At 36.2% G+C, this 14,920-nt stretch carries 8 protein-coding genes and 2 pseudogenes; 8 read left to right on the top strand and 2 right to left on the bottom strand.

All coding sequences use genetic code 11. From position 1 onward, the window contains the following. Window positions 1-2 precede the first annotated feature (2 nt). Both EDM02_RS05235 and EDM02_RS05230 read right to left on the bottom strand, forming a co-directional pair. Window positions 3-281 (bottom strand): annotated as a pseudogene (locus EDM02_RS05235) (transposase); the annotation flags it as partial. Between the two features lie 488 nt (window positions 282-769). Continuing rightward, entirely contained in the window at window positions 770-2,170 is a 1,401-nt protein-coding gene (locus tag EDM02_RS05230) for a leucine-rich repeat domain-containing protein (protein ID WP_123663662.1), read from the bottom strand. Between the two features lie 629 nt (window positions 2,171-2,799). On the opposite strand from EDM02_RS05230, the gene EDM02_RS05225 reads away from it, so the two are divergent. From EDM02_RS05225 to EDM02_RS05190, 8 genes and pseudogenes are all read left to right on the top strand, one after another. Continuing rightward, complete coding sequence (locus tag EDM02_RS05225) at window positions 2,800-3,558, top strand: hypothetical protein (RefSeq protein ID WP_123663660.1); 759 nt, start codon at window positions 2,800-2,802, stop codon at window positions 3,556-3,558. A 67-nt stretch (window positions 3,559-3,625) separates the two neighbouring features. After that, a complete protein-coding gene (locus EDM02_RS05220; RefSeq protein WP_123663658.1) occupies window positions 3,626-5,143 on the top strand; it encodes an Npt1/Npt2 family nucleotide transporter in 1,518 nt (505 codons plus the stop codon). A 616-nt stretch (window positions 5,144-5,759) separates the two neighbouring features. Then, the gene (locus EDM02_RS05215) at window positions 5,760-6,941 is read left to right on the top strand and encodes an FtsW/RodA/SpoVE family cell cycle protein (protein ID WP_123662381.1); all 1,182 of its coding nucleotides are present in this window, start codon (window positions 5,760-5,762) and stop codon (window positions 6,939-6,941) included. A gap of 680 nt (window positions 6,942-7,621) precedes the next feature. After that, window positions 7,622-7,942, top strand: a complete 321-nt coding sequence (locus EDM02_RS05210) for an MATE family efflux transporter (protein ID WP_123663656.1) — start codon at window positions 7,622-7,624, stop codon at window positions 7,940-7,942. A 742-nt stretch (window positions 7,943-8,684) separates the two neighbouring features. Then, window positions 8,685-9,926: a transcription termination factor NusA gene (nusA, locus tag EDM02_RS05205; RefSeq protein ID WP_123663654.1), complete on the top strand. Its 1,242-nt coding sequence runs from the start codon at window positions 8,685-8,687 to the stop codon at window positions 9,924-9,926. A gap of 34 nt (window positions 9,927-9,960) precedes the next feature. Further along, window positions 9,961-12,602 (top strand): annotated as a pseudogene (infB, locus tag EDM02_RS05200) (translation initiation factor IF-2). Between the two features lie 388 nt (window positions 12,603-12,990). Then, on the top strand, window positions 12,991-14,067 hold the full coding sequence (locus EDM02_RS05195) for an RluA family pseudouridine synthase (RefSeq protein ID WP_123663652.1): 1,077 nt from the start codon (window positions 12,991-12,993) through the stop codon (window positions 14,065-14,067). After that, a complete protein-coding gene (locus EDM02_RS05190) occupies window positions 14,039-14,659 on the top strand; it encodes a ComEA family DNA-binding protein (RefSeq protein WP_123663650.1) in 621 nt (206 codons plus the stop codon). The genes EDM02_RS05195 and EDM02_RS05190 overlap by 29 nt, the downstream gene beginning before the upstream one ends. Window positions 14,660-14,920: the final 261 nt, after the last annotated feature.

The following is a 14,920-nucleotide window of genomic DNA, read 5'->3' as shown; positions in this document are numbered from 1 at the left end:
CAAAATAGGCTAAAAGTTATACGGTCGTTTACTTCTTCTTCTACTTGATAGTCACTCAGTCCATACCATGTCTGAAGTAAAAGCATTTTAAATAAAAGTAGGGGACTATAGGCAGGTTTGCCAGATAAGCGTAGGCCTTTAGCATAATAAATGCGAAGTTCTTTTTCAATTGTTGACCAATCAATTATTTTAGTGATTTGATCAAAAAAGGTATGTTTACATTTACGTTTACTTGCTGAAATATCTGCTAAACTTAATTGACCACTTGATTGGATTGCCATAACTATACACTAATAATAATGCTAATAAAAAATAAACTAAAAACTCATCTTAAGTTAACCATTTTCTCAATGATGGGAAAGTGGACTATTGATGAATATGTTTAATTGTCTATTGCAACGGCCTCAAAGCTGTTGAAAAGTTCAGGCTGCAAGCTGAAAATCAAAACTCGCCCTTCTTACGGTTACTCAATGGATTTGGGAAGCTGGCAAGGCGCGCGAGGGTGAAGCGCACGCAGCATAGTACCCACTATGCGAGTACGCTGAATCCCGAAGCGGAACATAGCCAGCTTTTCAAAGACGAAGAGTAAGCTCAAACAGGCTGATTTTCTATTACCTTTCAGCCTGAAATTTTCTAGTCACAGCTTTGTTCAAGGCGCATTTTTTACGATCTAGTATTATTGCGCTATTTCTAATTGGTGTGAACGCAGATATGTGTAGGCCATACCGCTGAACGGATACATGACACAGACATAACACAAACCCCAATATCATTTATCGTAATACGTAAGCATCCGTTTAGGACGGTAGTAGTGGTAAAAAATTTCATAATCATCTTCCTCAGATAAATCATCAGGGTCATAATCATGGTCATGCTCCGTATCAACGATTTCTGTATTCGGAAGTGCAGTCCTTAAAGATTGCATTGTATTAGAGTCCAAATAATTACATGAGTCATCTAACCACAAATATTCCAGATTTCTAAGTTTCGCTAACTTCATAAGTGGAAGTTTATCGTCATAATTAACCATGTCATCAACACATAGTCTAAGCTTCTTAAGATTGGTTAATGTAACTAAATCATCTAAAGCAGAATTACTTACCTGATATCCTGGAGGATTACACGTTATATATAGCGACTGTAAATTAGGCAGCTGAGCTAATATTTTTATAGTAGAATCATCTATTTGACCTTGATCTCCAATTTCTATTCTCCGATCATGCTCATCAAAATAATAAGCCATAGGCGTATCACTATCTTCAGAAAATACACGATACGCACTATAATCATGTACTTGACTATTTATTTTGAGCCTTTTAAGCTTATACAGTTGAGCCAATGCTGCTTTTGCTTCTTCTGAAGCTGAAAAGCGAAATCCATTATCAGCTAGATTAAGCATTTCAAGGCCTTGATACTTTTTTAACAACTCGGCTATTACGTTCGCATCTCTAATACCATTATCTTCGATATTAAGTTGACGCAAGTCATTAAAATTACTTTTTATTAATTTGTTTACGCCATACCGTCCAATCCCGCAACCAGATAGATTTAATCCCTGTAAATGAGCAACCTTAGACAACAAGGACATTTCACCATAGTACTCTCTTTTACCAGCCAGATCTATTTTCGTAATATACCCCCCATCTTTATTAACTAATTCAATTTGTTCCAATAAAGGAAGTAGATGCTTAGCTAGGGTATGCAATAGGTCATATATCTTTTCTTTATCTTCAAGCCCTATATAACGAATATGCGTTATACCAACCTTTTTTATCAAATCCATATCTTCTTTTGAAATCGTTTCCTGGATTAGGTAAGGCTGTTTCTTGTAATAGGCTTTTTGGATAACAGCAGCAAATCTAGGCAGTAGTTTTTCTAATAAAACTTTTGCAGGCAGTTTTCTGATTATTTGTTGTTGTGTAGGCTCTGGGAATGCTGCAAATTTATTTAAGTCAAAACCTTTCTCTGTATTTAAGTCAAAACCTTCCTCTTGTTCCTGCATTTTACTTGTTGATGCATCCGAATCCAAATTAAGCTTGGGCTTTTTAGACAAAGCGGCTTCAGAGCTACTTGTACTAGGCCCGACCTGCTGTTTGTTGGACTGACAAGAGGCCAGTAAAATGGCTACTAGTAACCATTTCGTTAAATGGGTATATGTATAATTATTCATGATAGCATCACTTTAAAAAATGTTTTATAAAAAATTGTAAAAAAATTGTACGAGTTCCATTTGCTGTAACATTACCGTACCCCAATGATCCCAATTATTGGCAAATATTAGGAAGCAAATATAAGGAATTAATCACATCCATACTATTTTTCCAAAACCTTACCCACCCAACCAATACGCAAAACTTTGGATAGCATGTGTGTTCAACCCCTATTTAGAGGGAAACCATATAGCTGTAATTACTGCTGAGTATCCATTGATAACTGCACAATAAAGCCGTTTTTTATCCTTGTAAAGGGAACATGATTTGAAAAATAACTTTAAAAATTGTATCTTAATCTTTTGTTGGGGCTGTTGCGGAGCCATCGTCAAATGAAAATCAGAATCCCCCAGCGCAGACGATTTGACATAAAAGAGAAGCGTCAAAAGAGCTAAAAGCACTATTAGATAATATAACAACTAACGATTAGGTTAAGCTATTAGATCTGGATCTATAGTATATACTTAACATAACATGAATCGAACCGGAATAGGTTAATTGCCTATTGTAACGCTTATATGTTATTACTTATCACATGTAATGTGAGATGCGCTTACGTAATTTACTTTTAAACGTACTTATTCATACTATGCAGCATAGCAGTCTTCTCTATCGCTTATTGCTTGATCCATTTACACATGGCATAGCTTGTACTATAGTAGCCTATTTGGTAGCACCTACCCAATTTGTAAAAGTAGTGTATCAAGAAACAGGAGCATCCTACACCTCTATTATTACAAAGTATGTGCGCGCTCGAAATTTTAGAAGTTTTTATGCTGGAGCACATGTTTATGCCCTTCGGCAGTTTATAGCTGCTTTTGCATTTGGTATTTCTCAATGGCTTTTCCTTTTTTCTATTAGATATCTTGTATTTATCAATAATACGCTATCGATTATCTGGCAGTGCTTCTTAGCTGGAATAGTAGAAACGGTTATAACGGCATATAGTGAAACAAAAGAAATTGCTGCTAATAAGGGGAATTTAATGAAGTGCAAGGAAACGGTTAGCGATATTTTTATGCCCATTCTTTTAAGGAATATACTGGCTGCCTCAGCAGCTATATTAGCTTATGAACTTACCAAAAATATGGATGGCCTTTTTATGAATATGGTCGTTAGTACTTTTTTGGGTATAGTAGCATCTGTTTTAACTATGCCATTTGATCTAATAGCTACTCAAAATTGTGGATCAGAGGTACGTATGACTTGGATAGGTAGATTAAAGCAGAATATTTTAGTAGAAAAGAAATTTCATCGTGTAATCTTCAGTGGCTTAACCATGCGTATACTCCAGATTGTTCCCTATTCTATTGCCCATAGCCTTGTAATGCTTTTTTTAGTGAAGTAATAAATAGACTTTCTATAGACCAATTGTATAGCAATTGTGGTCTGTCAAGTGCTCTTGAATGAAACATATGAAGCAAAAAATTGATAGGCAACAAACTGGAAGCCTCCTACAAAAATGTTATGCCATCCTCTGGCCAATTAAGAGAAATGAGTTGCGAAAATTTTTCTCTATGGCCGCTCTCATGTTTCTTATTTTGCTTAATCAAAATTTAATTCGAAGCATAAAAGATAGCCTAGTGGTTAACCTCATAGGGGTAGAAGTCTTAAGCTTTATTAAGCCATTTATTGAAATGCCAGCGGGCATATTGTTTGTGGTTATCTATACCATTTTATGTAATAAGATGTCAACAGAAAATATTTTTAGGATTATTGTTCTTTTTTTTCTCTTTTTTTTTATCCTATTCGGTTTTTTTTTATTTCCTAACCAAGAGCTATTACATCCCAATCCATCTATTGTACATAATTATATTAGGATTTATCCCTATTTAAAATGGTTTTTTGTTATGTGGGGCAAGTGGACATTAATACTTTTCTACATGATGGGGGAACTTTGGCCTATGATTATTTTTACCCTGTTATATTGGCAGTTGGCAAATAAAATAACTAAAACAGAGGACGCTGGTCGGTTTTACTTCTTTTCCAATCTATTTGGACAAACCAATCTACTTATTTCTGGTAGTATAATGATCTATTTTTCCCGTAGTGCACATTTTCTATTACCTTGGCTGGGTATACATAAAAGGGGGGTAGAGCTGACAATAGCTGCTTTTACGATAGTAGTGGTAGGGCTTGGCCTTTTAATCCTATTCTTACATAGATATATTGAAAAATATATTATGCATCGTCAAATGATACAAACAGAGACAGTTGGGCGAGCAAAATTGTCATTAGGCCTGCAGGAAAGTTTTAAGATGATCGTTCGGTCCAAATACTTAGGATTAATTTGCTTATTGATGATTTCTTACTCCATGGTCATTAACTTAACAGAAGCACTTTGGTTTCACTATACAAGCCTTTTTTATCAGCAAGACCTTTCTTGCTTTATTACTTTTCAAGGAAAAATCTTATTTTGGATAGGTATTTTTACCCTTATCTGCTCATTTTTGGGTACTACCGTTATGCGTAAATTGGGCTGGCTAGGCGCAGCACTTGTAACACCTATTATGACATTTGTAATAGGGGTAAGCTTCTTTATTTTTGTAGTAGCCAAACATTTCAATTTTTTATTAGAGACTATATATGGAATGCCTACTATAGGAATTATTGTAGCCGTCGGCGGCTTGCAAAATATATTGGCTAAAGGAGCCAAATACTGTTTTTTTGATGCAACCAAAGAGATGGTTTATATACCGTTAGATAACGAAAGGCAAACAAAAGGAAAAGCAGCGGTTGATATAGTAGGTGGAAAAATAGGAAAATTTTCTGGCTCTATTTTGCAAGTTATTTGTTATACTATTTTTTCTGGTTATACACCCGATCAGCTTTCTCCATTTTTAATGGGTATGTTTTTTTTAATTTGTATAATTTGGATTACCGCAACTTGTATGCTCTCAAAAGAATATCATAAGCTATTAATAAAATCGTAACCAGAACCATCCGCACAAAAAATAATTTTTTGTAAAATAATTTGTAACTTCAGGCGTATATAAATATATTGGTTACAACTGCTAATAAAAAGATTTCTAAAAGATAAAGATATAGTATCCGTTCAATGGAGTAGCCTATGTGTATCCGTGTTCGTACCAATTAAAAATAGTACAATAGCAAGATTATAAAAAACGTGCCTTGAACAAAGGGTATCCGTTCAGTGATGTGGCCTATGCGTATCCGTGTTCGTACCAGTTAAAAATAGTACAATAATACAAGATCATAAAAAACGCGCCTTAAAAACGCGCCTTGAACAAAGCTGTGAATAGAAAATTTCAGTCTGAAAGATAATAGAAAATCAGCCTGTTTGAGCCCAAGGCTGCAAGCCTGGGCGAGTTCTGATTTTCAGCTTTTAGACTGAAATTTTAACAGCTTTGTTCACCAGCGCTTGATTTTTTTTGGCTACTTTTTTTGATCAAGCAAAAAAAGTAGCTTTAAAAGAAATAGTTTTTTAAAAAATGGATAAAATCATCAATTATTAAATAGCCATTTACTGTAATCTATAAAATATGGCTGCCACGCAGGTAAACGGATACAAAAATATTATCTGTTTGTATGAAGCATTTGATTAAAGAAAAGCTAAAAGGAGATCCCATTATATGGGGAGTCGTTTTTGTATTATCTAGTCTAAGTATTCTAAGCGTTTATAGTGCTTCAAGTTCTTTAGCTTATAGGCAAATGCAGCATAATACCGAATATTATTTGCTTAGGCAGGTTATCCTGATAGGGGCAGGTTTATTTGCTATGTGGCTGGCACACCGTATTGATTACCGCTACTATGCCGTTATGGCTAATGCAGCGCTCTGGATGTCCATTCCATTGTTACTGATAACTTGGAAATATGGTCTAAAGTTAAATGCAGCTTCTCGTTGGCTTACCATTCCTTTCATCAACAAATCTTTTCAACCATCTGATTTAGCACAACTTGCTTTAATTATACGGCTTGCCCATATGCTCGCTAAACAACAAAAAAAAATTACTTGCTTTACTTTTGCCTGCTTGCCTATGCTGGCTTGGTCTGGCGTTATTAGTGGTTTAATTGCTTTAAGTAATTTTTCCGGCGCTATTCTATTATTTGGTACTTGTTTGGTATTAATGTACATCGGCAGAATCCCTATTAAATATTTGCTCTTTATCGTATGTTCTGGTACCCTAGTGGTAGGAAGCGCATTGATCTGGGGTCAACGGGGTGGGACAGCAGCTAAACGAATGGAAAGCTTTTTAAAAGGTAATCTCTCCTTCCAAGCGGAACAGTCCTATATTGCTATAGCAACGGGCGGGCTTATGGGTAAAGGACCTGGTAATAGTACCCAACGCAATTTCTTGCCCCATCCTTACTCTGACTTTATTTATGCCATCTTAATCGAAGAATATGGCCTTATAGGGGGTATATTGGTCCTAGCGCTTTATTTGATTTTGTTATATAGGGCTATGGCTTTACTGCCTACTGCCACTAACTACTATGAGGGGCTTTTAGCTATAGGAGTAAGTCTTTTGCTTGTATTTCAGTCTTTAATGAACATGGCTGTCGCGGTAGGGCTTGGTCCAGTTACAGGATTGCCACTGCCATTTGTAAGTATGGGTGGCACGTCGATTGTGTTTACAGGGATTGCCTTAGGTATACTATTAAGCATTAGTCAGGGCATAATCGACAAAGAGCTACTGGCTTTAAAGAAGGAAATTGCTGGTATTCGCTATAATAAGTATAAGAAAAATGCTACAAACAGTCAACTATAAGCATTACACTTAAAAGGTTACTTATCTTTTGAAGGTAAACTGTATCCGTTCAGTGGAGTGGCCTATCCGTATTCGTATTCGTAAACCATTAGCAATAGGTACGTATCCGTTCAGTGGTGTGACCTATACGTATCTGTGTTCACACCCATTAGAAATAGCGCAATAATACTAAATCGTAAAAAAGTATCCGTTCAGTGGAATGGCCTATGCCTATTTAGAAATAGCGCAATAATGTAAGTTTATAAAAAATGCGCCTTGAAAAAACTGTGGAAAGAAAAGAAAGGAAAAAATAAAAGAAAATCAGCTTGTCTGAGCCTACTCTTCGTCTTTGAAAAGCTGGCTGTGTTCCGCTTCGGGATTCAGCGTACTCACATAGTGAGTACTATGCTGCGTGCGCTTCACCCTCGCGCGCCTTGCCAGCTTTCCAAATCCATTGAGTAACCGTAGGAGCGAGATTTGATTTTCGGTTTTTTTCCTTTCTTTTCAGCAGTTTTTTCACCAGCGCTTGATTTTTTTTGGCTACTTTTTTTGATCAAGCAAAAAAAAGTAGCGTTAATTTCTGTAATCTATAAAATATGGTTGCCATGCAAGTGAACGGATACCCTGAGTTGCTTGGTTGTTTAGTATATAAATTGTATAAGAATTTATATAGGGTCAACATTTTTAAGTAAATTTTTAATATGTCACCGCGTTTTCCATCTATTGATAGAACTCTGGTTGTAGAGTATATTATGCGTAGCTATCCCATCGTCTTTAGTACATTAAATGTCCTTGCACTTGAAGCGGTTAATACGATTATGATAAGTAGAATGGGTATGCCTCATGTTGCTTCTGCTGTGTTTGCAAACACATTATTTAACATTTTTAAAAAAATTAATTCAGGCATTTCCGTTAGCGTCTCTCTATTGGTTGCCCGTGCAGATCGTGAAAAAAACTATAGACGGGTTACANGTGTGACCTATACGTATCTGTGTTCACACCCATTAGAAATAGCGCAATAATACTAAATCGTAAAAAAGTATCCGTTCAGTGGAATGGCCTATGCCTATTTAGAAATAGCGCAATAATGTAAGTTTATAAAAAATGCGCCTTGAAAAAACTGTGGAAAGAAAAGAAAGGAAAAAATAAAAGAAAATCAGCTTGTCTGAGCCTACTCTTCGTCTTTGAAAAGCTGGCTGTGTTCCGCTTCGGGATTCAGCGTACTCACATAGTGAGTACTATGCTGCGTGCGCTTCACCCTCGCGCGCCTTGCCAGCTTTCCAAATCCATTGAGTAACCGTAGGAGCGAGATTTGATTTTCGGTTTTTTTCCTTTCTTTTCAGCAGTTTTTTCACCAGCGCTTGATTTTTTTTGGCTACTTTTTTTGATCAAGCAAAAAAAGTAGTTTTAATTGTTATAATCTATAAAATATGGCTGTCACGCAAGTGAATGGATACACGTCTATTTCTTTACCACTATTATTATAAGCTAAATGGTGTAGAAATATTTTGTATATTGCAGAGATTCCAATGCTTGCGTTGTAAATAATTAAACAGCTCTAAACAAGTTTGAGCTGTGCGCTAAGGTGTTATGGTATAGCTTCAATTAAAATAGGTAAATAGTTGATACTGTTCAAAATAAATCTACTATTTCCCATTTGGGTAAATGAAGTAATGTATCTTCAGCAGTAGGCCCTGTGCGTTTTACCTTAGCAGAAGGAATAGGTATTTGCCTTTATAATTAGCACTTGTCTTTTAGTAATCAATGGATGATAATAAGTTAGTAGAGTCATTTTCGGAATTTGCAAAATCTAAAAATATCGATAGACCTACGGTCATACGTATTTTAGAAGATGTGTTTCGTGCTGTTATTCTCAATAAATTTGGACATAGTGATAATGTTGATATCATTATCAATCTCGATAAAGGAGATTTACAGATATGGCGTTTTCGAGAAATTGTAGATGATCATGCGCCAGAGGTAAATGCGCCTACAAAGGTGTCCCTTACAGAAGCAAGAAAAATAGAGGCTGATTTTGAAGTAGGAGAAGAACTCTCTGAGGAAATTAAAGTACCTGATTTTGGCAGAAGAGCAATCCTTTCTGCCAAGCAAATCTTTATGCAAAAGGTACGAGAACTGGAGAAAGCAGCGCTTTATAATAAATATGAACAGTTGGTAGGTGGTTTGATAGTAGCTGAAGTGGGTCAGATTTTAAGTAGGGAAATTATTGTATTGGATGATGAAAACAATGAGCTTTTTTTGCCAAAATCGGAACAAATATTTAAGGATCATTTCAAAAAAGGGGAACGTATTGGCGCGGTAATCCATAAAGTAGAATTTAACAATGCGATTCCTCGCGTAATACTTTCTAGAACGTCACCTCTTTTCTTAGAAAGATTATTGGAAAATGAAATTCCTGAAATCCAGGATGGGCTTATTGCCATAAGGAAAATTGTAAGGGAGCCAGGGGCACGTGCTAAAGTAGCAGTTGAGTCTTTCGATGATAGAATTGACCCAGTTGGGACTTGTATAGGTATTAAAGGATCTCGTATACACGGAATTACCAAAGAGCTGCAATATGAAAATATCGATATTATTAATTATACCGATAATTTAGAATTGTATATTGCACGTGCCTTAAGTCCTGCATGTATTAATCGAGTTGAGCAGAGAACTGAAAGAGTATGTGTCTATTTGGATGCTGATCAGGTAGCATTGGCTATTGGTAAAGGAGGTCAGAATATTAAATTAGCAGGTAGGCTCATTGGTAAAGAAATAGACGTTTATAGAGATATACCCAACCATTTGGAGGGAAATGACATCCCTCTATCTGAGTTTAGTGGTACAATTGAGCCTTGGATTTTAGAAGAATTGTATAAAATTGGGTTAGAAACAGCCAGAAGTGTTTTGGCTTTGTCTAAAGAAATGCTCGATCAACGTGTTGATTTAGAGCAGGAAACTATTGACGAAATTTATGCCATATTAAACCACGCACTTAATGGTTAAGGTAAATCCAAACTAGGTAGGGATAAAGTAACCTATGAACGAAGAAAAAAACATGCGACTCAGCCAAGTGGCTAGAAAATTAAATGTAGGGACTGATACGATTGCCTCTTTTTTAGCTAAAAAAGGGTTTGTTATTGACAATAAGCCTAATTCCAAAATAACTGCTGAACAATTCGATGTGCTCGCTGTTGAATTTGTATCAGCTGGTATGGATAAAAAAGAGGCTGCTCAGGTAAGCATTGGTCAAACATATGTGAGCCTTGTTGCACCGGTTAGTGGACATGATATTATAAAGGGTAGCCTTGGGAAGAGAAAGGATCAACTGCCTACTAAAGAGAAACCAATCAAAAAAGAGCAAGGGGTAGGATCGCCTTATTATGAGGCTGATGTTCCTATTTTGCCTGGTTTAAAGACTATTGGGAAAGTTCATTTGACTTCTAAAAAAAATAAGTATCAAAATATTCCTGAGCGTGTTGCACCCATTACCCATAATACAGAGGAGCCAGCTTCTACCACATTACAAAATGCATGGTCTGCCCCTGGGTTACCTTTAGATACGTTAGCGCCTAATTTGCATCAAGCGCATAAACAAGGAGCGATATCAAACGATAAAATAACTTTTGCTAATTCAGATGATTTTAAAAGACCTACTGTAGTAGGTAAAATGCATTTACCTGAACGTATTTCTAGAAAATATCAGAAAAGTGAAGCGACGGAGGTACAGGTCAAACCTAGTATTTTATTTAGCTCTTCCAAGTCGACGGTTCCTTCCACAACATCGGTCCAGCATCCTCGTCGCCCTATAGGTAAACCCCTTAAAAAGGGAAGCACGTTTAAATCAGCAACTTCTCCTTTACGTAAAGAAAAAGGTAATAAATTACTATTAGGTACAAAAGAGAAAGAAGGCGTTTCTTCCCAAGAAATAGAAAGCCAGATCAAAAAAACCTTAGCAAAGTTGCACCAGGGTTCTGGAGATAGTACCCGTTCTAAGTATAGAAAAGATAGGCGAACTGCCCATGTAGAAGCGGAAGATAAGCGTCATCGTCAGGAAAAAGAAGAAGCAAAAGTTTTAAAAATTACAGAATTTATTTCTGCTAATGAATTGGCTTCTTTCATGGGCGTTTCAGTTAATGAAGTGCTTTCTACTTGTATGTCTTTGGGTATGATTATATCTATTAACCAGCGTTTAGATGCAGAAACTATTACGGTTGTAGCCGATGAGTTTGGCTATGATGTAGAATTTACTGATGTCCATGAAGAGGTTAGTAAATATTTGGAAGAGGTAGAAGGTGAACGTATAGAACGTCCCCCTATTGTAACCATTATGGGACATGTGGATCACGGAAAAACTTCATTATTGGATTATATTCGTACTGCCAAGGTAACGGCTAATGAAGTAGGCGGTATTACGCAGCACATTGGGGCCTATGATATTATTACGGATAATAATAAAAGAATTGTGTTTTTAGATACACCTGGTCATGAGGCTTTCACAGCTATGCGCACCAGAGGTGCTAAGATAACCGATATTATTGTAATTGTAGTAGCAGCAGATGATAGCATTATGACACAAACCAAGGAGTCTATTAGCCACGCCCAAGTAGCGGGGTGTCCTATTATTATTGCTATCAATAAAATTGATAAACCGCAGGCCAATCCAGAAAAGGTTAAAGAGGATCTTGCTAATCTTAATATCTTGGTTGAAGATTGGGGTGGTAAATACCAATGCCAGGAGATTTCAGCAAAAACAGGCCAAGGGGTTAATGCACTTTTGGAAAAAATACTTTTAGAAGCGTCTCTACTAGCATTACAAGCAACGCCCTCTAGAAAAGCAAAAGGTACGATTATTGAATCATTCTTAGATCCTGGTAGGGGGTATGTATCCACTGGAATAGTGCAAGATGGTACGCTACATATAGGCGATATTGTGCTGGCCGGTGTCCACTATGGTAAGGTCAAGGCTATGGTAAACTGCCAAGGTCTTTCATGTAAAGAAGCTCCTCCCGTAAGCCCTGTACAGATATTGGGATTAAATGGTGCTCCCAAGGCTGGTGATACTTTTCGTGTGATGGATAGTATGAAAGAGGTAGGAGAAGTGGCTCAAAAGAAACAGCAATTATTGCGTGAGCAGACATTGCGTACCAAAGCACACCTTACACTCGATGAAATTGGTCNNTAGGTGCTGTTTCCGAATCTGATGTGCTCCTTGCTGCTGCTACTGGCGCTATTATTATTGCTTTCCATATTAAACCTTCTGCACAAGTAAAAAAATTAGCTGAAAAGGAAGGAGTAGAAATCAAACAACACGCTATTATTTATAGTGCCATAGATAATATTCGCAATAGTATACAGGACCTTTTGGCCCCTATAATAGAAGAAACACCTACTGGACGAGCAGAAGTTAAAAAGATTTTTATTATTTCAAAAATTGGAAATATTGCAGGATGTCAAGTACAAACAGGCTTTATTAAACAATCGAATCCCATACGTGTCATCAGGAAAAATGAGGTTATATTCACAGGTTCTATTCATACTATAAAGCATGGATTAGAAGAGATTAAACTTGCAAAATCTGTTTCTGAATGTGGTATAGATATTAAAAATTTTAATGAGATTGAAGTGGGTGATATACTAGAAGGTTTTGAACGAAAGGAAATAAAACGTTACTTAGAATAGTAGGCTTATTGCTTTGTACTTGTACTTGTATCCGTTTACCTGCGTAGCAGCCATATTTTATAGATTACAGCAAATGGCTAAATATTTAATAATTAAAGCTACTTTTTTTGCTTGATCAAAAAAAGTAGCCAAAAAAAATCAAGCGCTGGTGAACAAAGCTGTTAAAAGTTCAATCTGAAAGCTGAAAATCAGAACTCGCCCAGGCCTACAGCCTTGGGCTCAAACAGGCTGATTTTCTACTACCTCTCAGACTGAACTTTTTTAGTCACAGCTTTGTTCAAGGCGCGTTTTTTATAATCTTGCATTATTATGCTATTTCTAATGGGTACGAACACGGATATGTATAAGCCATATGACTGAACGGATACACTAAACTAGGATTAGAAAAATGAACCACTACAAGCGATCTATAGCGCCACCTGATCATTCTCTTAACGAAATTCTTCCATCTAACAAATATAGTATTTCCGTTTCAGAAACATTTTGTAATCTTCGCATAGACAAGTTTTTATCAGATTTTTTGCACATTAGTCGAAATAAAATTCAAGAAGCCATTGCTAGCCAATTGGTTTTCGTAAATGGCCATATCATAAAATCCAATTATATTGTTGATTTTCAGGACAAAATAATAGCTCATCTACCAGTACCCATTGATTTAGAAACATTAATTCCAGAAAATATATTATTAGATATAGTATATGAAGATGATCAGGTAGCTGTTATCAATAAACCCGCCCAGATGGTTGTACATCCTGATGCAACGTATCGGCACGGAACATTGGCCAATGCATTGTGTTATCGCTATAAAGATTTACCATTAAAAGATAATATGCCCACTAGGCCAGGATTGGTTCATCGTATTGATAAAGATACCTCAGGGCTCTTGGTAATCGCTAAAACAGCGGAAAGTTTGGCATCTTTAGCAAGTCAGTTTTATAACCATACTGTAGAACGAACCTATTCCGTATTGGTTTGGGGCAATCCCCAACATAACACAGGTGTTATTGAGGTTAATGTAGGAAAAGATAGCCATAACCGTCAACGCATTGCAGCTTTTCCTGATCATAAACAGGGTAAACCAGCCATTACCCATTATCAGGTTATCAAACGATTACAGCACGTTGCGCTGTTAGCTTGTAAGCTAGAAACGGGACGTACCCATCAAATTCGTGTTCATATGAAACATATAGGGCATACGGTATTTGGCGATATGCTATATGGAGGCCAGACCATTGCAAGTGGTCAACGCTATGCTGCTTATAAAGCCTTTGTGCATAATTGCTTTAAACTTATGCCTTATCAGGCATTACATGCCACTTCTCTTGGATTTAAACATCCTAGCACACAAGAATTTATACGGTTTGAATCCCCTATGCCAGAAAAATTTGTTAAACTCGTAGAGAAATGGGAAAAATATGTAGCACAACGTATGCAGCATGTTCAACAAGATAAAATATCGGATTAAGGAACTTTTTTATTTTTCTAATTCTGAAAGTAATGGCCTATTAGCCATTATAGTGTTAATATTTCTTTTAATAATTGCACCTAAGGCATGTATGTTATACTATAGCTATTCTAATAAACCATTAGATCACAGCTCTGATATGGTGCTGTTGGAAAAAAAATGGCTTTTATTGCAAGAAAATGTCAGTAAGACAGCGCTAATAAATATTAACACTACGACTGTTCAACAGTTAGCAAATATGGATGGCATAACGCAAAAACTTGCTACTAGAATTATAAAATATAGGGATAAGTTGGGTGGATTTATTTCCTTGGATCAATATAAAGAAGTATATGGTCTATCTAACCGCCTTCAGGAAAGGTTAATGAACCAGACCACTATATTAGCAAAATATAGGCCTAAACAGCTGTCTCTTAACCATACAACCTTCCAGGAACTAGTGGCCCATCCCTATATTTCACCTTCTATCGCAAAAGCCATTATAGATTATAGAAAAAAGAAAGGGAAATTTACAACCTTATATACTATTCAAGAATTACCTGGTTATCATACAGATTGGGCTAATAAAATAAGACCGTATCTCTCTCTTTAGCTCAATCATTTATCTTACGCATAGAACCCGATTGATTTTCTCGTACGTTTTGATCAAACGAAAAATGTACATGCAAAAAATCAAGCATTAATGCAAAAAGCTATACAAATTTGTATATTTAAAGCTGGGAAGCAGAAATCGCTTTTAAGTTCAAACAAAATATATCCCTTGATAGCTACATATCCATCTTTTTTAGTATCACTTTTTACAAGGACGCATTGTTCCGTATCATCAATCCAATTTAACCATTTAGATAGCTAT

Source organism: Candidatus Cardinium hertigii, from assembly GCF_003788695.1.
This window is presented reverse-complemented; position numbering and strand designations above follow the sequence as displayed.

Coding starts and splice junctions, on each gene's coding strand:
- EDM02_RS05230 (WP_123663662.1), bottom strand. CDS start 2,170: ATGAATAATTATACATATACCCATTTAACGAAATGGTTACTAGTAGCC.
- EDM02_RS05225 (WP_123663660.1), top strand. CDS start 2,800: ATGCAGCATAGCAGTCTTCTCTATCGCTTATTGCTTGATCCATTTACA.
- EDM02_RS05220 (WP_123663658.1), top strand. CDS start 3,626: ATGAAGCAAAAAATTGATAGGCAACAAACTGGAAGCCTCCTACAAAAA.
- EDM02_RS05215 (WP_123662381.1), top strand. CDS start 5,760: ATGAAGCATTTGATTAAAGAAAAGCTAAAAGGAGATCCCATTATATGG.
- nusA (WP_123663654.1), top strand. CDS start 8,685: ATGGATGATAATAAGTTAGTAGAGTCATTTTCGGAATTTGCAAAATCT.
- EDM02_RS05195 (WP_123663652.1), top strand. CDS start 12,991: ATGAACCACTACAAGCGATCTATAGCGCCACCTGATCATTCTCTTAAC.
- EDM02_RS05190 (WP_123663650.1), top strand. CDS start 14,039: ATGTTCAACAAGATAAAATATCGGATTAAGGAACTTTTTTATTTTTCT.